General features: G+C 67.3%; 19 protein-coding genes. 12 read left to right on the forward strand and 7 right to left on the reverse strand.

Going from position 1 to position 18,648, the window contains the following annotated elements:
- Positions 1 to 11: 11 nt before the first annotated feature.
- Together EVU97_RS15420 and EVU97_RS02130 are read left to right on the forward strand one after the other, a co-directional pair.
- On the forward strand, positions 12 to 521 hold the full coding sequence (locus EVU97_RS15420; RefSeq protein WP_223060461.1) for a DUF6318 family protein: 510 nt from the start codon (positions 12 to 14) through the stop codon (positions 519 to 521).
- Between the two features lie 385 nt (positions 522 to 906).
- Complete coding sequence (locus tag EVU97_RS02130) at positions 907 to 1,461, forward strand: hypothetical protein (RefSeq protein WP_129663102.1); 555 nt, start codon at positions 907 to 909, stop codon at positions 1,459 to 1,461.
- A 76-nt stretch (positions 1,462 to 1,537) separates the two neighbouring features.
- Here EVU97_RS02130 and EVU97_RS02135 read toward each other — a convergent pair whose 3' ends face one another.
- The 4 genes from EVU97_RS02135 to EVU97_RS02150 are packed head-to-tail and all read right to left on the reverse strand — an operon-like array spanning position 1,538 to position 5,910.
- A complete protein-coding gene (locus tag EVU97_RS02135; RefSeq protein WP_129663104.1) occupies positions 1,538 to 3,268 on the reverse strand; it encodes a cytochrome bc complex cytochrome b subunit in 1,731 nt (576 codons plus the stop codon).
- Positions 3,265 to 4,374 (reverse strand): ubiquinol-cytochrome c reductase iron-sulfur subunit, encoded by a 1,110-nt coding sequence (locus EVU97_RS02140; protein WP_129663106.1) that lies wholly within the window; start codon positions 4,372 to 4,374, stop codon positions 3,265 to 3,267. The genes EVU97_RS02135 and EVU97_RS02140 overlap by 4 nt, the downstream gene beginning before the upstream one ends.
- A 50-nt stretch (positions 4,375 to 4,424) precedes the next feature.
- Positions 4,425 to 5,204, reverse strand: coding sequence for a c-type cytochrome (locus EVU97_RS02145; protein ID WP_047311474.1), 780 nt, complete (start codon positions 5,202 to 5,204; stop codon positions 4,425 to 4,427).
- Between the two features lie 52 nt (positions 5,205 to 5,256).
- Positions 5,257 to 5,910: a heme-copper oxidase subunit III gene (locus tag EVU97_RS02150; RefSeq protein ID WP_082128771.1), complete on the reverse strand. Its 654-nt coding sequence runs from the start codon at positions 5,908 to 5,910 to the stop codon at positions 5,257 to 5,259.
- Between the two features lie 216 nt (positions 5,911 to 6,126).
- On the opposite strand from EVU97_RS02150, the gene trpD reads away from it, so the two are divergent.
- Both trpD and EVU97_RS02160 read left to right on the forward strand, forming a co-directional pair.
- Positions 6,127 to 7,182 carry an anthranilate phosphoribosyltransferase gene (trpD, locus tag EVU97_RS02155; RefSeq protein ID WP_129663108.1) on the forward strand — a complete coding sequence of 352 codons (1,056 nt, stop codon included), beginning with the start codon at positions 6,127 to 6,129 and terminating at the stop codon, positions 7,180 to 7,182.
- 19 nt (positions 7,183 to 7,201) lie between these two features.
- A complete protein-coding gene (locus EVU97_RS02160; RefSeq protein WP_129663110.1) occupies positions 7,202 to 7,483 on the forward strand; it encodes an Lrp/AsnC family transcriptional regulator in 282 nt (93 codons plus the stop codon).
- A gap of 7 nt (positions 7,484 to 7,490) precedes the next feature.
- On the opposite strand, the gene EVU97_RS02165 is transcribed toward EVU97_RS02160, so the two are convergent.
- Positions 7,491 to 9,218: a DEDD exonuclease domain-containing protein gene (locus EVU97_RS02165; protein ID WP_129663112.1), complete on the reverse strand. Its 1,728-nt coding sequence runs from the start codon at positions 9,216 to 9,218 to the stop codon at positions 7,491 to 7,493.
- 227 nt (positions 9,219 to 9,445) lie between these two features.
- Here EVU97_RS02165 and EVU97_RS02170 point away from each other — a divergent pair, with 227 nt between their 5' ends.
- Together EVU97_RS02170 and EVU97_RS02175 are read left to right on the forward strand one after the other, a co-directional pair.
- Positions 9,446 to 9,616: a hypothetical protein gene (locus tag EVU97_RS02170; RefSeq protein WP_165357813.1), complete on the forward strand. Its 171-nt coding sequence runs from the start codon at positions 9,446 to 9,448 to the stop codon at positions 9,614 to 9,616.
- 23 nt (positions 9,617 to 9,639) lie between these two features.
- Positions 9,640 to 10,449: a hypothetical protein gene (locus EVU97_RS02175; protein ID WP_129663116.1), complete on the forward strand. Its 810-nt coding sequence runs from the start codon at positions 9,640 to 9,642 to the stop codon at positions 10,447 to 10,449.
- Between the two features lie 24 nt (positions 10,450 to 10,473).
- On the opposite strand, the gene EVU97_RS02180 is transcribed toward EVU97_RS02175, so the two are convergent.
- The gene (locus tag EVU97_RS02180; RefSeq protein WP_129663118.1) at positions 10,474 to 12,264 is read right to left on the reverse strand and encodes a long-chain fatty acid--CoA ligase; all 1,791 of its coding nucleotides are present in this window, start codon (positions 12,262 to 12,264) and stop codon (positions 10,474 to 10,476) included.
- 111 nt (positions 12,265 to 12,375) lie between these two features.
- Between EVU97_RS02180 and EVU97_RS02185 the strand changes: the two genes are divergently transcribed.
- The 4 genes from EVU97_RS02185 (at position 12,376) to EVU97_RS02200 (ending at position 15,554) form a co-directional block, all read left to right on the forward strand.
- On the forward strand, positions 12,376 to 12,843 hold the full coding sequence (locus tag EVU97_RS02185; protein WP_165357840.1) for an SRPBCC family protein: 468 nt from the start codon (positions 12,376 to 12,378) through the stop codon (positions 12,841 to 12,843).
- A gap of 91 nt (positions 12,844 to 12,934) precedes the next feature.
- On the forward strand, positions 12,935 to 13,900 hold the full coding sequence (locus EVU97_RS02190) for an ROK family glucokinase (protein WP_129663121.1): 966 nt from the start codon (positions 12,935 to 12,937) through the stop codon (positions 13,898 to 13,900).
- Positions 13,897 to 14,883, forward strand: coding sequence for an ROK family glucokinase (locus tag EVU97_RS02195; RefSeq protein ID WP_129663123.1), 987 nt, complete (start codon positions 13,897 to 13,899; stop codon positions 14,881 to 14,883). The genes EVU97_RS02190 and EVU97_RS02195 overlap by 4 nt, the downstream gene beginning before the upstream one ends.
- Positions 14,880 to 15,554, forward strand: a complete 675-nt coding sequence (locus EVU97_RS02200) for an endonuclease/exonuclease/phosphatase family protein (RefSeq protein ID WP_129663125.1) — start codon at positions 14,880 to 14,882, stop codon at positions 15,552 to 15,554. The genes EVU97_RS02195 and EVU97_RS02200 overlap by 4 nt, the downstream gene beginning before the upstream one ends.
- 6 nt (positions 15,555 to 15,560) lie before the next feature.
- Here the strand turns inward: EVU97_RS02200 and EVU97_RS02205 are convergent, their stop codons facing one another.
- Positions 15,561 to 16,121 (reverse strand): hypothetical protein, encoded by a 561-nt coding sequence (locus EVU97_RS02205; protein ID WP_129663127.1) that lies wholly within the window; start codon positions 16,119 to 16,121, stop codon positions 15,561 to 15,563.
- 167 nt (positions 16,122 to 16,288) lie between these two features.
- Here EVU97_RS02205 and EVU97_RS02210 point away from each other — a divergent pair, with 167 nt between their 5' ends.
- On the forward strand, positions 16,289 to 17,206 hold the full coding sequence (locus EVU97_RS02210; protein WP_205744839.1) for a 1-acyl-sn-glycerol-3-phosphate acyltransferase: 918 nt from the start codon (positions 16,289 to 16,291) through the stop codon (positions 17,204 to 17,206).
- 61 nt (positions 17,207 to 17,267) lie between these two features.
- On the forward strand, positions 17,268 to 18,641 hold the full coding sequence (locus EVU97_RS02215; protein ID WP_370448509.1) for a class II 3-deoxy-7-phosphoheptulonate synthase: 1,374 nt from the start codon (positions 17,268 to 17,270) through the stop codon (positions 18,639 to 18,641).
- Positions 18,642 to 18,648 lie beyond the last annotated feature (7 nt).

Below are 18,648 nucleotides of genomic sequence, written 5' to 3' on the forward strand. Positions count from 1 at the left end.
CACCGTCCGACATGTCTCGAATCGCTTCCGGAAACGCATCGTCCTCCAAGACGACCAGCGCACCATCGAGTACGTCATCGAACACGAATGGCCAGAGTCGTGAGTTCGTCGTCCCGGACGCAGCCAAGGCCCACACCCACGAAGGTGCCAAGGCTTATGCACGCTTCTACTTGGAGACGCTTGGGTCCTTGGACCGGACGCCGAGGACTGGGGTGATACCAAAGTTGTCGACGTCCGCGTGTACATCCTGCGCTAAACAAGAGGAGACCATCGCCTCCTTCGTCAAGACCAATAAGCGGGTAGAAACCAAAGACTTTAAGATTGGTTCGACCACGGTCCGCCCGGACTCGACGGAGGATTCCGTAGTCGTCCAGGTCCGACACTCTGATGGGGGCGCTACCGAGTTCACTCGAGGCAAGAAGACTGCTAACTTCCCGCCGACGAATAGCCACGTCGAGGTACGGACGGACTGGGACGGTAGGTCCTGGAAGGTGGGTGAGCAGGGAGTTGTCGCGGACTAGTCGTGTTCTCATACTGGGGGTTATGGGCGGGAGCCTGACCCTTTCAGCCGGTGCGGCTAACTCCGTAGCCGCTGAGGGGTGCCAGCGGGCACAGGTCGCTTGTACGGGGCGAGGTGGGGTCACCGTGGTTGTGAAGGTGCCCGGTTCCACTCGCTCCGGAGCTCTCGCACCCCGAAAATCTGCCTCCCGGGTGGCGGTTGCTCGTCGACCGGGAACGGCCACGCCTATCGTTCGGGCTGCGTCTAACCTGCCAAGAGGAGGACCTATGTGGCGCGCCTTAGATGTGCCGCTTGGTGAGGGCACAACCGACGGCCTCCCCATGATCGCTCAGGACCCGTGCGCTGTAGCTGATGGCGTGGCGAAGTATTCATGCGTCCGTACGAGGATGAGCGGCGTTGAGGCGGGCGTCGACTTCACGTCGCCGACAGTGCCTGCGGCTTCACCTCAGGGCGAGACGGTCACCCAGGTAGCTGTTCCGACCTACACGCCGGAAGAGGCTGCTGCTCAAGCCTGGACCACGCAGATCTTCACGAAACCGGGCGTGGACATCCAGCCGGTTGGGAACACGACCCTGACGGGCCTCCCGACCTACTTCCGTGCCGCCTTCGGAGCTGAAGGGCTCGCACCGGGGGAGAGCGTCACGACGACGGTCCTCGGTCACACGGTGACCATCCGTCCTGCCAGCGCTCTCTACACCTACCACTACGGCGACGGAACGAGTCACGGACCCACCCCCGATGCCGGCGGCGTCTACCCCTCAGGTGCGGTGACGCACACCTACGCTCGCAAGGGCGTCGTCAACACTCGCATCGATGTGACGCTGACTGGGGAGTTCAGGATTGGCGGGGGAGCGTGGCAACCCATTCCTGGTTCGACGACGGTGGCGGGAACACCAGAACAACTCACCGTCGCGATTCTTCAGTCCCGTCTGCATCACTGAGACTTATCGCAGACGAAGGAGGGCCCGATCGGCTGTTGCCGATCGGGCCCTCCTTCGTGTGGTGCAGCGAGCTGACTCAGCGCTGACCCGTCTCCTCGGAGCCACCGTGAAGTTCACCGACGAACTGATCGGACTTCGCGTCCTCGAGGACCGCAGCCTCAAGCTCGTCGTGGTCACCGTGGTGCTGAGCCGCTTCGAGCTCGGCAGGCGTGACGGGGGCGATGCGGTCACGGAAGTAGAAGTTGGTCCAGCGGTTGCGACGCTTCGCCTTCTTCAGCTCCTTGCCCTCAAGGCCGGAGGTGTCGATGTTGCTCGGGGCCTGAGCCTCGTAGCCGACCAGACGCCAGCGGGTGAACTCGTCGACCTCCTCGTGCGCCTCGAAGAAGCGACCCTCGGGGGTGCGCACGATGCGACCCGACTCACGGCCGTGCAGCACGAGGTCACGGTCGTGACGCTGCAGGCTGAGGCAGATGCGCTTCGTCACCCAGAAGGCGATGATCGGGCCGAAGATCACGAGGAAGCGGAACAAGTACGTGATGTCGTTGATCGACATGTGCAGCTTGATCGCCATGATGTCGTTACCGGCCGCGAACATGAGCACCGCGTAGAACACCGCGAAGCCCATACCGATGGCGGTACGCGTCGGAGCGTTGCGCGGACGGTCGAGCACGTGGTGCTCGCGCTTGTCGCCGGTGACCCAGTTCTCGATCCACGGGTAGATCGCGATCATGCCGAAGAAGATCGGCAGCAGGGCGATCGAGCCCGGGAAGATGTTCATGCTCCAGGTGTGGCCGAGAGCGACGAACTCGAGGAAGCCGGGAAGCAGTCGCAGCGCACCGTCGGCGAAGCCCATGTACCAGTCAGGCTGCGAACCGGCGGTCACCTGCGTCGGCTCGTACGGACCGTACGCCCAGATGGCGTTGATGCCGACGAGGCTCGAGATGAGAGCCGTGATGCCGAAGACGATGAAGAAGAAGCCGCCGGCCTTGGCCATGTACACCGGCATGAGCGGGAAGCCCACGACGTTCTTGTCCGTGCGACCCGGGCCGGGGTACTGCGTGTGCTTGTGCACGACGAGCAGGATGAGGTGAGCCGCGAGAAGCGCCACCATGATGGCCGGGATGAGCAGGATGTGCAGCGAGTAGAAGCGGGGGATGATCATCTCGCCGGGGAAACCGCCGCCGAAGAGGCCGTACGAGATGTACGTACCGACGATCGGCGTGGAGAGGATGAAGCCCTGCATCGCTCGGATACCCGTACCGGACAGGAGGTCGTCCGGGAGGGAGTAGCCCATGAAGCCCTCGATGATGGCCAGCATGAACAGCAGGGTTCCGATGACCCAGTTGATCTCACGCGGCTTGCGGAAAGCACCCGTGAAGAACACGCGGAACATGTGCATCATGATCGACACGACGAACAGCAGAGCCGCCCAGTGGTGGAGCTGACGGATCAGCAGACCACCGCGGATGTCGAACGAGATGTCGAGGGTCGAGGCGAAGGCCTCGGACATCTGGATGCCCTGCAGCGGCACGTACGAGCCGTTATAGGTGGTGTGGCCCATCGACGGCACGAACCAGAACGTGAGGAACGTACCGGTGATGAGCAGGATGATGAAGGAGTACAGCGCGACCTCACCGAGCATGAAGCTCCAGTGATCCGGGAAGACCTTCTTCATGAGGAAGCGCACGCCCTTGGCGGCGCCGCTGCGCTCGTCGATCCAGTTCGACACACCCGCCAGGCCGCCCTTGGGGTCCTGACGCTGCGTCGTCGGAGCGTGCGAGTCGCGCGCGGAAGCAGCGGTGCTCACGACTTGAGTTCCTTCCCGTTGTCTTCCCAGAAGCTCGGTCCGACCGGGCGCTTGAAGCCCTGGTCAGCCACGAGGTAGCCCTCGTCGTCGACGGAGATCTTCAGCTGCGGCAGCGGGCGCTTGGCCGGGCCGAAGATGACCTTGCAGTCGTCCGTCATGTCGAACGTGGACTGGTGGCAGGGGCAGAGCAGGTGGTGCGTCTGCTGCTCGTAGAGGCCCACCGGGCAACCCACGTGCGTGCAGATCTTGGAGTAGGCGACGATGCCGTCGACACCCCACTGACGCTGACGCTCCGACTTGATCTTGGCCTCGTCGAGACGGACGAGGATCACGGAGGCCTTCGTCTTCTCGTTGAGGGGGTGCTCGGTGTCGTTGACACCCTCGGGCAGGACGTGGAAGACCGAGCCCAGCGTCACGTCGGACGCGCGGATGGCGGTGCCTTCCGGGTCACGCATGAGACGACGGCCGCGCCCGTTGATCTTCGTGTCCCACATCGTCTTGACGAGGTCGAGCTTCGGCATCGGGCCCAGGCCACCGAGGAGGGGGAGGGCGACCGGCACGGCGAACAGGCCGAGCGCGCCACCGAGCGTCCACTTCAGGAGCGGGCGACGCTTGAGCTGAGCAGCCTCGGCGCCACCGGTCATGATGTTGGCGGCGGCTTCCCAGGCCTCGTCGTCCGACTTCAGCTCGTGACGCTCTTCGATGACCTCTTCGTCCGGCATGATCGTCTTCGCCCAGTGGACGGCACCGAGGCCGATACCGAGCAGCGACAGCGCCAGCGTGAAGCCGAGAACGAAGTGAAGCGCCTTGGTCGGGCCGACGAACGGGATCGTCATGACCGAGTTCTTGTCGATCGCGAAGTAGGCCACGACGAACAGCACCGTGGCGAGCATCGACATGATGAACAGGGTTGCGACCTGACGCTCGGACCGCTTGGCAGCAGCCGGGTCCTCGTCACCGAGACGGTGGACGTGCGGCGGGAGGCCGGGGTTCTCGAAGCGGTCGGGAAGTGCGCCCGTGCCCTCGATGTGCCCGTCGTTCAGGCTGACCGGAGCGTAGTCCGACGAGCCCTCACCCGGGTGCGCCGAAGCGCCGGATTCATTCATGTTCTTGCGATTCCTGTCTGACGAGTCAGATCCGAAACGGGGAAACTTCATCAGGCCGCCTTACGTCCGAGCCACACGGCCACACCGATGCACAGGCCGATACCGAACGTCCAGGCGAACATGCCCTCCGTCACCGGGCCGAGAGCACCGAGGTTGTGACCGCCCTCAGCAGGGTCGTTCTCGACGTGCTTGAGGTAGGTGATGATGTCCTTCTTGTCCTGCGGCGAGAGGTTGGTGTCGTTGAACACCGGCATCGACTGCGGGCCCGTGACCATGGCCTCGTAGATGTGCTTGCCGCTGACCGACATCAGGGTCGGGGCGTACTTGCCTCGCGTCAGGGCGCCGCCCTGGCCGGAGGCGTTGTGGCACATGGCGCAGTTGACGCGGAAGAGCTCGCCACCCTTGGCGGCGTTGCCGCCCGGGGTCGTGTACTCCTTCTCCGGAACGCTCGGGCCGGGGCCCAGGCTCTGGACGTAGGCAGCCATCTGCGCGATCTGCTCGTCCGAGAACTGGACGTTGTTGCGCTGGGCCTGCGTGTTCGGAGCCGCGAGCGGCATGCGGCCGGTGCCGACCTGGAAGTCGACCGACGCAGCGCCGACGCCGACGAGCGACGGGCCGGAGGTGGTGCCGGTGGCGTTGGTGCCGTGGCAGGTGGAGCAGTTCGAGAGGAACAGCTGCTTACCGGCCTTGACGTCCTCGGCGCTGGCGCCGGCAGCCTTGGCGGTCTTGGGCGCGAACGCGGCGTAGAGGCCACCGGTCACCACGAGGGCGAGAAGCAGCACGACGAACAGGGCAGCCGGGTGTCGGCGGCGGGCGGCGAGAGTGCTCACGAGAACATCCTGTCGACGGTCGGGGAAATGATGCGGCGCGGTTCGTGGCGCATTACTTCAGGAGGTAGATGGTGGCGAACAGTGCGATCCAGACGACATCGACGAAGTGCCAGTAGTAGGACGTGACGATGGCGCCGGTGGCCTGGTGGTGGCTGTAGTTCTTCGACGTGAAGGTACGGCCGATGATCAGCAGGAAGGCCAGGAGACCCAGGGTCACGTGGATGCCGTGGAAGCCGGTGGTGATGTAGAACATCGAACCGTAGGCGTCACTGTCGAGCGAGATGCCCGCCTCGTGGAGCTCGGAGTACTCCAGCACCTGGCCGGACACGAAGATCGCGCCGAACAGGTAGGTGAGGGAGTACCACTCGCGCATGCCCCACTTGCCGACCTCGAGAAGCTTGCCCGTGCGGTGCGGGATGCCGTGCTCGGCCTTGAACACGCCGAGCTGACACCACACGGACGAGATCACGAGGACCGTCGTGTTGATGGCCGCGAACGTGACATTGAGGTGATGCGTGCGGTCATGCCACAGGTCACCTGCCACGGAGCGGATCGTGAAGTACATCGCGAACAAGCCGGCAAAGAACATGAGTTCGCTTCCGAGCCACACCATCGTGCCAACGGCAGTCAGGTTGGGTCGGGTCGCCGGTCCGTGCCCGGCGGGGATGCCGTGTTCGCTCGTCTGAGCTGTAGTTGCGGTCGCCACCCGGACATTATGTCCTGCCCATTCCCCGATCGCGCACGCGGCCCCCCGAAGAGACACACTTTTGTTACTTCCGCTGTGAGAGCACTGGGTTTCGCACGGGTTCGAGCTGTGGGTGTGATGCGCGTCGTTCCGCGCATCGGGAGGCGGCACAGGGTGAGTCGGCGGCGGGCCTAGAGTTGGGGAGAACCCGTCGTCCGACACCAGCGAGGTATCGCAATGCAGTGGCCGCAACTCGTCTCACACCTCGTGCGAGGTGAGGACCTCAGCTATGAGCAGGCTCGTGGGGCCATGGACGCGATCATGTCCGGGGAGGTGTCGCCCGTCCGGATGGCTGCGTTCCTCGTGGCTCTTCACTCCAAGGGCGAGACCGTGCAGGAGCTTCAGGGCCTCGCGGACGTCATGGTCGAACACGCGCGCGCTCTCGAGGTGCCGGGCCCGACGCTCGACATCGTCGGCACCGGTGGCGACATGGCACACACGGTGAACATCTCGACGATGGCGTCTCTCGTCTGTGCCGGCGCCGGGGTGCGAGTGGCCAAGCACGGCAACCGGGCGAGTTCCAGTTCGACGGGCACTGCGGACGTCCTGGAGGCTCTCGGCGTCGATCTCACGACGGAGCCCGAGCGTCTGCAGGCCGAAGCGCTCGAGGCCCCCATGACCTTCCTCTTCGCGCAGCTTTTCCACCCCGCCATGCGTCACGCGGCGACGACGCGCCGGGAACTCGCCGTTCCGACGGCCTTCAACTTCCTCGGTCCGCTGACCAACCCTGTGCGCCCTGCGGTGGCCGCGGTCGGGTGCGCGAACAAGGCGATGGCCCCGGTCATGGCGGGCGTGTTCGCCGAGCGCGGCACGGATGCGGCCGTTTTCCGCGGTGATGACGGGCTCGACGAGCTCACCCTGGCCACGACGTCGACGGTGTGGTGGGTGTTCGACGGCGCGGTGGAGGAGCACGTGCTCGGCCCGCAGGACGTCGGTCTCGAAACGGCACCGCTGGAAGCCTTGCGAGGTGGCCAGGCGGACGAGAACGCCGAGGTCGTGCGCCGTCTGCTGGCCGGCGATCACGGTCCGGTGCGTGACGCCGTCCTGTTCAACGCGGGGCTCGCGTTGGCCCTGACGGAGCAGCAGGCGAGCGGTGAGCGCTTCGGTGGACGTGGCGATCTTGCCGAGGCGGTGCGAGCCGGCGTCGCCCGGGGCGCAGAGGCCATCGACTCCGGTGCTGCTGCCCGAGTTCTCGACGGTTGGGTCGAACGTTCCCGCTCGGCGTCGCGCTGACGATGGCTACGGTGTACCCGTGATCACCGCAATTGTTCTCATCGAAGCCGAGGTCTCCCGCATCCCCGAGGTGGCCGCGGAGCTCGCCGATCTCGACGGCGTCGACGAGGTCTACTCCGTGACAGGCGGTGTCGACCTCATCGCCATGGTGCGCGTTCCCTCCTACGAGGACCTCGCGCCTGTCATCTCCGATCGCATCAACAAGGTCGCCGGCGTGACGGGCACGGACACGCACCTCGCGTTCCGTACCTACTCCAAGCACGACCTGGAGGCCGGCTTCGACCTAGGCCTCGACGGCTGAGAACCCCTCACGAAGCGCGCTCTTCCTCCCACGCGAGTTCGCGAGCCCGCTCGACGAGGGGATCGAGCCGTGACAATGCCCCGCCGGCACCGCCCACGGGGCTGACCCACGGGAGATCCGAGTCGACCACGCGGGTTCCGGGGCGCTCGAGCCAGCGCAGCACGACGTCCGTCTCCTCCGGGAGTGTCTCGTCGGTGGGCGACACCGCTTCGGCGAAGAGGGCGAGTGACTCGATGACGGGGCGCGGGTCCTCCCCGCGATTCGCGTGTGCCGACCCCGCGAGCCGTCCGTAGCGGACGACCGCGAACTCCCAGCCTCCTCCGGCGCGTGGTCGGGCAGCGACGAAGTGGGGGTTCTGGACGAGCGGGGCGCGCCGCTGGTGACGATCGGTGCCGCGCAGCATCTCCACGAGGGCGTCGCGCGTGGCGCGGGCTTCTTCGAAGCGCTCGTCGGTGGCCAGGCGAGTCAGACGTCCTTCGAGATCGGAGACGAGCGTCGAGGTGCCGGACTCGAGCTCCTGGCGCAGAGCCGTCACGATCGGCGCGTAGGCCTCCGGTGTGAGTTCGCCGAGGCAGGGGGCGGCGCATCGGTCGATCTCGGCGAGAACGCACGGGGGCGCGCCCTTCTTCGAAATCGGTTGAGTGCACTGGCGGATCCGGCGCACGTCGTGGATGGCGTCACGCGCGGCGCCGGCCGCGGTCTTCGATCGGAACGGGCCCACGTAGAGGGCCTCGTCGTCGCGTCGGGAACGGACGACGGACAAGCGGGGGAAGCGCTCGTCGGTGACCTTGAGCCATGCGGCCTTCTCGGGCCGGGCGGAGCGCCGATTGAAGCGAGGGCGGAACTCTGCGATCAATCGGATCTCGCGCACATGAGCTTCGAGCGCAGTGGCGCAGGGGATCGGCGTGACGGTGTGCGCGAGGTCGACCATGAGGCCCATTCCGCGCCGCTTCTCGGAGGCCGTGAAGTAACTCTTGACTCGACGCTTAATGTTTCCCGACGTGCCGACGTAGAGCGGAACGCCCTGCTCGTCCTTGAAGACATAGACGCCCGGCGCCTCGGGTAGGCCGTCGGCCATCGTCGCGCGACGGCGACGCGCAGCGGGCACCTTGGCGCCGAAGACGAGGAGATCCTCGCGGGATGTCACACCGAGTGAGCCAGCGCGGGCGAGGAGAGCGTGCAGCACGTCGACCGTGGCTCGCGCGTCGGCGAGAGCGCGGTGATTGGGAGTCGTGTGAGCACCGAAGTGTGCGGCCAGGGTTCCGAGGCGGTGGTTGCGCACCTCGTCGCGTGGGACGAGGGCGCGAGCGAGCTTCACCGTGTCGACGACGTCGGGGGCGGGCCAGTCGATGGCGTGGCCGGCGCACGCGGCTTTGAGGAAACCGACGTCGAATCCGGCGTTGTGGGCCACGAGAACGCTGTCATGTCCGAGGAACTCGAGGAAGGCCGGCAGAACCCCCGCGATGCGTGGGGCGTCGTACACCATGCTCGTCGTGATGCCGGTGAGGCGCTGGATCTGGACGGGGATCTCATGGCCGGGGTCGACCAGGGTGGCGAACTCTCCCAGGATCTCGCCGCCGCGCACCTTTACGGCGCCGATCTCGGTGATGCCCTCGGCCTCGGGGCGCCCGCCCGTCGTCTCGAGGTCGACCACGACGAACGTCACGTCGACGAGGGGCGTGCCGAGGTCACTGAGCGACGTCTGCACGCCCGTCTGCGCTGTCGTGATCTCCATGCTCCGCACGGTAGATGCCGGCACCGACAACCCCTTGCTCCTCGAGGCTCGATGGCGCCGGCCATCGGATGAATTCCGCTGAATGGCGGGGTTGTCGGTACCCGCACCTACCGTCGTCGTCACAAGCCGATCGCATGGGCGAACGGCCGCGAGAACCAACCGAAGGGGGCATCATGCTCATCTCGTGCAACTCCTGCCCGGTGCGGGGTCGCGCTTGCGACTCATGCGTGGTCACGACCTTCCTCGGGCTGCCCGAACCGGCCCTCGGCGAACCCGAGTGGGAGGCCGAGGACCACCGGGTGCTCGACACCCTGTGCGCCTCCGGCCTCGTGTCCGCCCACGACGCGGCGGAGGCGCGTCTCGAGCGCGCGCCGTTCGGTCTTCAGGTGGCCGTCTGAGACGCGCCCTCTAGGGTTGGCGCATGCCGTCCCGCCGCCGTGTTCTCGGGTTGCTGCCCGTCGTCCTCGCCGCGGCATGCTCTGGTGGCGACGGTGATGCTCGCGACGCGGAGTCGCCGTCGGGTTCGGGGGGCGGTTCGTCGAGGCAGGCGATGCGCCTCGAGACGCCGCTCGGCTCGATCGACCTGTCGGTGACCGAGGGAAGCGCATCGGAGTGGGCGGATCGTGTGAAGCGTGCGGCAGGCGACGTGGCCACGATCTGGGGTAAGGCCCAGGGGAGCGTGAGGGTCGCGGTCGTCGACGACGCCACCTTCGCTGCGGCTGCTGACGGCCTCGACGGCTCGACGGCAGCCGTGACGACGAGCGACGGGCGCGTGCTCGTCTCGCCCAGCGCGGCGAGATCGCTGACCGACATCGGGCGACAGGTCGTCATTGCACACGAACTGGCGCACGTGCGGTTGCGACACTTCGGTTCCGACCGCACAGCGCTCTGGCTCAAGGAGGGCGCTGCGGAGTGGACCGCAACCCCCGACCAGGCGCCGAGGCTCCCCGCACGTTGGCCGAATCTTGCGGCAACCTACAACGCGCGGCAGGGACACTTCACCGGTCCACCGTCGGCGCAGCAGTTCCAGCGTGATGCCCGCCTGGGGTACGAGTGGTCCGCGGCTTACGTCACCTACCTGGCCCACGTCGCAGGTGCGGCGGTGCTCAAGCTTCTCGTGCAGTCGCGCGCGGACGAGGAGCACGCAGGCTCCTCGGCCCGACAGATCGTCCCCGAAGGCGCCGAATCGTTCGTCGCGTGGTTGGAACGCGCACTGAACTCCGGAGGCTGAGGCCGGCGAACCACCGAGGCGCGCTCAGGCGTAGAGCTCGTCGACCTGCTCGGCGAAGTCCTTGAGCACGACGTGACGCTTCACCTTGAGGGACGGTGTGAGGTGCCCTGAAGCCTCCGTGAGGTGTTCCGGCAGCACCGTGAACTTGCGGATCGACTCCGCGCGCGACACGAGTTGGTTGGCCTTGTCGACCGCAGCCTGCAGCGCTTCGAGCACCTCGGGGCGCGTGCGTGCCTGCTCGGGGTCGAGGTCGGCGACGCCGTGCTCGTTGGCCCACGCCGGCAGCGCCTCCTCGTCGAGGGTGAGCAGCGCCGTGATGAACGGGCGGCCGTCACCGACGACGACGGCTTCGGCCACGAGGGGATCGGAGCGCAGGGCGTCCTCGAGGCGCGACGGGCTGACGTTCTTGCCGCCCGCGGTCACGATGAGGTCCTTCTTGCGGCCGGTGATCGTGAGGTAACCCTCCTCGTCGAGCGAGCCGAGATCGCCCGTGCGGAACCACCCGTCGACCTTCGCCTCTGCGGTCGCGTCAGGGTTGCCCAAGTACTCGCGGAAGACGTTGATGCCCTTGACGAGCACCTCGCCGTCCTCGGCGATACGCAGGCAGACGCCAGGGCATGCCGGGCCGACGGTGCCGATCTTGAGTCGCTCCGGCGGGTTGACCGACGCCGGTGCTGTCGTCTCCGTCAGGCCGTAGCCCTCAAGAACGGGAAGGCCGATCCCGTTGTAGAAGTGGGCGAGGGAGGCGTCCAAAGGCGCGCCACCGGAGATCGAGTACCGGAGCTCGCCGCCGAACGCCGCGCGCAGCTTCGCGTAGACAAGACGATCGAAGACCGCGTGCTTGGCCCGAAGGAGCAACGACGGGCGCCGTCCCGCGTTCGTGGCCTGGCTGTACTTCGTCGCGACATCGGCGGCGGTGTCGAACACGCGACCCTTGCCGTCAGAGACTGCGCGCTGACGCGACGCGGCGAACACCTTCTCGAACACCCGCGGCACCGCGAGCAGGTACGAGGGGCGGTAGGTCCCGAGGTCGTCGACGAGGGTGGTCATCGACGTGTGCCCCAAACGGGTTCCGGAAGCGATCGCCACGTACTGGATGAGGCGCGCGAAGACGTGCGCGAGCGGCAGGAACAGCATCGTGCCGTTGTTGTCCTCGCCGTTGACGAGCGCGTCCATCCGGGCCAGGGCGTTCTGCGACAGCGCAACGAAGTTGCCGTGCGTCAGCACGCAGCCCTTCGGGCGGCCGGTCGTGCCGGAGGTGTAGATGATCGTCGCCATGCTCTCGGCGTCGAGGCTGTCGCGTCGTGCGCGCATCTCGGCATCACTGACATCGCCGGCACCCTGACGCAACTCGTCGAGGTGTCCGCCGTCGATCTGCCAGACGTCACGCAGGGCCGGGCACTCGTCGCGGACCGTGGCGATGCTGCGGGCCATGTCGACGTCCTCGACGATGGCGGCGATCGAGCCGGAGTCGCGAAGGATCCAGGAGATCTGGTCGGCCGACGACGTCTCGTACACCGGCACGACGACGGCGCCGGCAGTGAGCAGTGCGAGGTCGACGAGTGTCCACTCGTAGCGGGTGTGGCTCATGAGGGCGACACGGTCGCCCGGTCGCACGCCCGACGCCATGAAGCCCTTGGCCAACTGCTCCACCTCGGCGAGGAACTCGCGGTGGGTGATCTCACGCCACGTGGCCCCCTCGCGCACGGCGTAGCCGACCTTGTCGCCACGCTGCGTCGCGTTCGTCGTGAGCAACTGCGGAAGACTCGCGTCCTCGCGGACGGGAACGAGCAGAGGTTCGCAGCTCTCCTGCATGGCGACCTTTCGTCTGAGGCGTGGGGTGGCGGGGTGGACTGACGTCCGAATGCCGCGCCCAGCCTACCGGCTTGCTCGAAAGGTTCCGCGCGCATGCCCTACTGTCGCGACATGGGTGAGCACACGAACGCGACTCGGGTGATGTCAGCAGATCCGGAGACGGTGCTGGCCACCGTCGTCGACATCGAGGCCTATCCGAGGTGGACGTCGCAGATCACACGGGCCGAGGTGTTCGCGTTGGATGCGGCGGGCATGCCGAGCGACGCAGAGCTGAGGATGGACGCCGGGCTGCTCAAGGACGTCCTCCGGCTGCGCTACCGCGTGACGAGGCGGGGCCCGGAAGCGGAGGTCGCGTGGACACTCGTCGCGGCGCAGCAGCTACGGAGCCTGAAGGGTTCGTACCGCATCGTGCCGGCGGCTCAGGGGTGCACCGTCACGTACACGTTGAACGTGGATCCCGGCATTCCGATCATCACAGCACTACGCCGCAAGGCTGAGGCAACGGTCGTTTCGGTGGCGCTGGACGACTTGGCGCGTGAGGTCGAGCGCCGAAACACGGAAAGGGCGCACCCCGAGTGACGGCGAGGCGATTTGGCCACCGTCGTGGAGCCGTTCAGGATTGGTGGCACGTGCGGTCGCCCGAGTGGCTCCGCGGGATGAAGGGCACAACGTGAGCGTGAGCATCGGTATCGACATCGGCGGAACGAAGATCGCCGGCGGTCTCGTCGACGCCGAGGGCCGACTCGTCGAGCAGGCACGCCGTGACACGCCCGCGCAGGACGCCGAGGCCATCATCACCGGCACGGTCGACCTCATCCGGGACCTTGCCGAGAAGGCGCGAGCCCATGGTGACGAGACGCCCAAGGTGGGGGTTGCGTGCGCCGGTTACATCGATCGTGAGGGGGCGACGGTCCTTTTCGCACCGAACATCGCGTGGCGCCACGAGCCGCTGCGCGCCCAGCTCCAGGAGGCCACCGGTCACGACGTCGTCATCGAGAACGACGCCAACGCCGCCGGGTACGGGGAGTTCCGCTACGGCGGCGGCAAGAACGTCGACGACATGGTGATGATCACGCTCGGCACTGGTGTCGGCGGAGGCATCGTGCTCGGCGGCGAGGTCTTCCGCGGCAGCCACGGCGTCGGCGCCGAGATCGGCCACATGCGCGTCGTCCCGCACGGACACCTCTGCGGCTGTGGCAACCGAGGTTGCTTCGAGATGTACGCCAGCGGCAGCGCGCTCGTTCGCGACGCGCGGGCCCTCGTCGACGAGGGGACTCCGCAGGGAAAGCGTCTGCGTGAGTTGTGCGACGGCAAGCCGGAGAACCTCAAGGGCGTTCACGTGACGCAGGCCGCCCAGGAAGGTGACGAAGCGGCCGTGGCTCTGCTCGCCGAGATCGGACGCTGGCTGGGCGAGGGCGCCGCGTCGCTCACGGCGATTCTCGACCCGCAGCTCTTCGTCATCGGGGGAGGCCTCGCCGAGGCGGGCGACCTCGTCCTCGAGCCCGCACGCGTCGCGTTCGCCGAGGAGCTGACCGGCGGCGGGCACCGCCCCGCGGCTCGTTTCTGCGTCGCGACGCTCGGAAACGACGCAGGCGTCATCGGCGCCGCAGCACTGGCAAGGGAAGGACGCGCGTGAGTCTCGCGATCGGTATCGACATCGGCGGCACGAAGGTGGCCGGCGGTCTCGTCGACGAGGAGGGCAACGTCATCGCCCGCGCCCGTCGCGACACCCCACACCGCTCGACGAAGGCGGCGGTCGTCGAAGACCTGCTCGTCAGCGTCGTCGACGAGCTCGACGCCGTCGCGGAGCGCGACTCGCTCGGCGATGTATCCGCCGTCGGCATCGGCGCGGCCGGTTTCGTCGGAGCGGATCGCTCGACGGTCGTTTTCGCCCCGCATCTGTCGTGGCGCAACGAGCCGCTGCGCGAGAACCTGCGCGCGCGGTGCACGCACCCCGTCTTCGTCGACAACGACGCCAACACGGCGTGCTGGGCCGAGTGGCGCTTTGGTGCCGTGCGCGGTGAGAGCCACGTCGTCATGGTCAACCTGGGAACCGGAATTGGCGGCGCCGTGCTGTTCGACGGGGAGATCCAGCGCGGTCGGTACGGCATCGCGGGGGAGTTCGGCCACATGCAGGTCGTGCCCGGCGGCCTGCGCTGCGAGTGCGGAAACCGCGGCTGCTGGGAGCAGTATGCGAGCGGCAACGCGCTCGTGCGCGAAGCTCGCTCGCTGCTCGCCGCCGAATCGCCCATGGCTCACGACATCGCGGACACCCTCGGCGGCGACCTGACGAAGCTGACCGGTCCGATGATCACCGAGGCCGCCTCGGCCGGTGACGCCACCGCCGCGGAGCTTCTCGCCGAGATCGGCACGTGGCTCGGCACTGGCCTCGCCAACCTCGCCAGCGCGTTCGATCCGAGCGCCTTCGTCATCGGCGGTGGAGTCTCCGCCGCCGGTGACATGCTGCTCGGCCCGGCGCGTGAGGCCTTCCGCAAACAACTGCCCGGGCGCGGTTACCGCCCGGAGGCCCGCATCGCCCAGGCGCAACTCGGCAATGAGGCCGGCCTCGTCGGCGCCGCAGACCTCGCCCGCAGCGCCGTGATAGGAAACGTGGCATGACGGTACGACTCATGAGCTACAACGTGCGGGGCCTCAAGGACGACCGGGCCGCGCTGCTCGAAGTCATCGAGCACGCGCGACCTGACGTGCTGTGCCTGCAGGAGATGCCGCGTCACCCGTTCTCGAACCACAAGGTCGCGGCTTTCGCCGAGAGCCTCGGCATGGTCTGGGGCGGCGGCAAGCGTCATCGCATGAGCACCGCGCTCATCACGTCGCCGCGCGTCGAGGTGCGTCGCAGCGGTCACGGCCTGTACTCCGTGCCGCGTCCGCAGGAGCCGCGCGGTTACGCATGGGCGGAGGTGGCGCTGCCCGGTGAGAAGCCGTGGGTCGCGATCAGCACGCACCTGTCGCTCTACGGAGCGTTGCGCGGTGGCCACGCGCGTGAACTGCTCGGCGACGAGACCCTCGACCACACGTTGCCGTGGGCGATCGCCGGCGACTTCAACGAGCTCGAGAACGGCCCCGCCGGGCGCGAGTTCAAGCATCACGGTCTACTCGACGCGGGCCCGCGCGTCAACACGTTCAACGCGGCCGACCCGCACAAGCGCATCGACTTCATCTACGCCTCGCCGCAGCTGACGCTGACGGCCGTCGACATGTCCGCGGTCGAAGAGCAGATGAAGGTCGCGACCGACCATCGCCCGCTCGTCGTCGACGCCGTCATCGCCTGACGAGCCTCAGACGCGCGCCCCGTCGTCGTCATCGTCCTCGTCGCGTGACTTCGGCTGTCGGGCCACGGCCATGACGAAGCCGGCTGCGGTGATGAGCGCGGCGAGGCTCCACCACAACGTTGCGGCGTTGCGGTCGAAGAAGAGCAGGTAGAGCAGCCACAACGGGCCCAGCACGAGGCAGCCCAACATGACGATCGTTGCCGGGTCGTCGCTGTCGAGGGGCGTCGGCTCGGGTGGGACGAAGTCGTCGTCGTCCTCGAGTTCGGGAGGGTCCTCAAGCGGTCGATTCGTGTTCAGGTTCGGCAGCGAGGGCGCGTCGTCACGCAGCCGCCACTGGTCACGGAAACCCGGAACGGGGGAGTCGTCCGTGGCCGACGACGACGCGCTGTCGCCGCGCGAGTTGTCCTTGGGTGGCTCGGCAAAGCCGTGGTCGAACCGGTGGCGACTCGCCGGGGGCATCTCATGAGGTTCGTCGCCAGAGGAATCCGACTGCGGCCGCAGGCTCTTGGCGATGGCCTCGAACTCCGCGTCCCAGTCGCGGGCCTCGTCGGGCTGCCCGTTCGTCATCGAACGCGGTTGCGGCGCGCGGGCACAGCGCTGCCACGGAGATCGTCGAGCTGCATGCCCACATCCTGGCACGAGAGGGGCAACGCCGCGGCCCGGACGGGCTACGCGTCATAGGTCACACCGACTAGAGTGACATCGGATTCTCACGCCCAACAGGAAGTTCTCCCGTGCTCTACTGGCTCCTCAAGCGAGTTCTCGTCGGCCCGGCGCTGCGGACGGTGTTCCGCCCGACCGTCGAAGGGCTCGAGCACGTCCCGGATTCGGGGCCTGCGATCCTCGCCATCAACCACCTGTCGTACTCCGACTGGCTCTTTCTGCCGCTCGTGCTCGACCGTCGCGTGACGTTCGTCGCCAAGTCCGAGTACTTCACCACGCCCGGCGTCAGGGGCCGCATGCAGAAGAGCTTCTTCTCGGGCACGGGCCAGGTACCGATCGACCGCACGAGCGGTTCGGCGGCCGCGGGGGCACTCGCGACGGGCAAGCGGATCCTCGCTGAGGGCGATCTGTTCGGCATCTTCCCCGAGGGCACGCGTTCGCCGGACGGCCGCCTCTACAAGGGCAAGACGGGCGTGGCCCGGTTGGCGCTGGAAAGTGGCGCGCCGGTCATCCCGGTGGCACTCATGGACACCGACACGGTGGCCCCTCCCGGTGAGAAGTTCGGTCGTTACGCGCAGCCGCACGTGCGCTTCGGTGTTCCGCTCGACTTCTCGCGCTTCGAGGGTATGAGCGCCGACCGTTTCGTCCTGCGTTCGATCACCGACGAGATCATGTACGAGCTCATGCTCCTGTCGGGCCAGGAATACGTCGACGAGTACGCCGCATCGCGCAAGAAGTCCGTTGCCGAGAAGGCTCGCACCATCGGTGAGGGCGCGGTTCACGTGGCCAAGGAGATCCAGGGCAGCGCCACCTCCGTCATCGAGGACGCCGCCTCACGCCTGCCGCGCAAGAGCATCGACGCCGACAAGGGCAAGAACGCGGACGCAGCCGCGTCAGCAGAAACCCCCGACTCCTCCGGCGACGTGACCACGAAGACGATTCAGCCGGTGGCCGAGGCGCCGGGTGAGGAAGCGAGCGAGCGCTCCTGACTCCGTCTCAGCAAAAGGGCTAAGATGCGCAGGATTGGACAGCGGTCATAGGCTTTGGAGGGTGAGTACCACCCCCGAAACCCAGACCATTTCGACTACGACCCGTCCCGTGGGCCTCGACTGGCCGGAGCTTCCGGCGAAGCAGCAGCCCACGTGGCCCAACGACGGCTCGCTCGAACGTGTTTCGGAGACCCTGGCCAGCTATCCGCCGCTCGTCTTCGCGGGCGAGTGTGACGATCTGCGCACCCGTCTGGCCGCCGCAGCCCGCGGCGAGGCCTTCGTCCTGCAAGGTGGCGACTGTGCGGAGATGTTCGCCTCGGCCACGGCCGACAACATCCGCGACCGCATCAAGACGATCCTCCAGATGGCGGCCGTCCTCACGTACGGCGCGAGCACGCCGGTCGTGAAGCTGGGCCGCATCGCCGGCCAGTTCGCGAAGCCGCGCTCGAAGGACACCGAGACCCGTGGCGACGTCACGCTCCCGGCCTACCGCGGTGACATGGTCAACGACTTCGCCTTCACCGAGGAGGCTCGTCGTCCGAACCCGGACCGTCTGCTCCAGGCGTACAACACGAGCGCGGCCACGCTGAACCTCGTGCGCGCCTTCACGCAGGGCGGTTTCGCCGACCTGCGCAACGTGCACGAGTGGAACAAGGGCTTCATCGCCAACGCCGCGAACTCGCGCTACGAGAAGACGGCCAAGGACATCGACCGGGCGATGCGCTTCATGGCGGCCTGTGGTGCCGACTTCGACGCCCTCAAGGCGGTCGACTTCTTCTCCAGCCACGAGGCGCTGCTGCTCGACTACGAGCGTCCGCTGACGCGCACTGACTCCCGTTCGGGCCGCCCGTACGCCACGTCGGGACACATGCTGTGGGTCGGTGAGCGCACCCGCGAGATCGACGGCGCCCACATCGACTTCATCAGCCGCATCTCGAACCCGGTCGGCATGAAGGTGGGTCCCAAGGCCGACCCGGACGACCTGCTGCGCATCATCGACAAGATCGACCCCGAGCGTGAGCCGGGCCGTCTGACGTTCATCACGCGCATGGGTGCGGGCACGATCCGCGAGGTTCTGCCGCCCATCGTCGAGCGTCTCAAGGCCGAGGGCGCCACGCCGTTGTGGATCACCGACCCGATGCACGGCAACACGTTCGAATCCTCCAGCGGCTACAAGACGCGTCGTCTCGACGACGTCGTCGACGAGGTCCGTGGCTTCTTCGAGGTGCACGAAGCGGCCGGCACGGTGCCGGGCGGCCTGCACGTCGAGCTCACGGGCAACGACGTCACGGAGTGCCTCGGCGGCAGCGTCGAGGTGCGTGACGAAGACCTCGAGAGCCGTTACGAGTCGGCGTGCGACCCGCGCCTCAACCACCAGCAGAGCCTTGAGCTCGCCTACCTGGTGGCCGAGATGCTGGGTGCACGCAACGCCTGAGCAACCA

Source organism: Dermacoccus sp. 147Ba (genome assembly GCF_004151355.1).
GTDB lineage: Bacteria > Actinomycetota > Actinomycetes > Actinomycetales > Dermatophilaceae > Dermacoccus > Dermacoccus abyssi.

Bases quoted from the DNA above. Each gene is read 5' to 3' on its own strand.
- EVU97_RS02165 (WP_129663112.1), bottom strand. From the start codon at position 9,218: ATGGAGATCACGACAGCGCAGACGGGCGTGCAGACGTCGCTCAGTGAC.
- EVU97_RS02175 (WP_129663116.1), top strand. From the start codon at position 9,640: ATGCCGTCCCGCCGCCGTGTTCTCGGGTTGCTGCCCGTCGTCCTCGCC.
- EVU97_RS02200 (WP_129663125.1), top strand. From the start codon at position 14,880: ATGACGGTACGACTCATGAGCTACAACGTGCGGGGCCTCAAGGACGAC.
- trpD (WP_129663108.1), top strand. From the start codon at position 6,127: ATGCAGTGGCCGCAACTCGTCTCACACCTCGTGCGAGGTGAGGACCTC.
- EVU97_RS15420 (WP_223060461.1), top strand. From the start codon at position 12: ATGTCTCGAATCGCTTCCGGAAACGCATCGTCCTCCAAGACGACCAGC.
- EVU97_RS02185 (WP_165357840.1), top strand. From the start codon at position 12,376: ATGGGTGAGCACACGAACGCGACTCGGGTGATGTCAGCAGATCCGGAG.
- EVU97_RS02180 (WP_129663118.1), bottom strand. From the start codon at position 12,264: ATGCAGGAGAGCTGCGAACCTCTGCTCGTTCCCGTCCGCGAGGACGCG.
- EVU97_RS02205 (WP_129663127.1), bottom strand. From the start codon at position 16,121: ATGACGAACGGGCAGCCCGACGAGGCCCGCGACTGGGACGCGGAGTTC.
- EVU97_RS02140 (WP_129663106.1), bottom strand. From the start codon at position 4,374: ATGAATGAATCCGGCGCTTCGGCGCACCCGGGTGAGGGCTCGTCGGAC.
- EVU97_RS02130 (WP_129663102.1), top strand. From the start codon at position 907: ATGAGCGGCGTTGAGGCGGGCGTCGACTTCACGTCGCCGACAGTGCCT.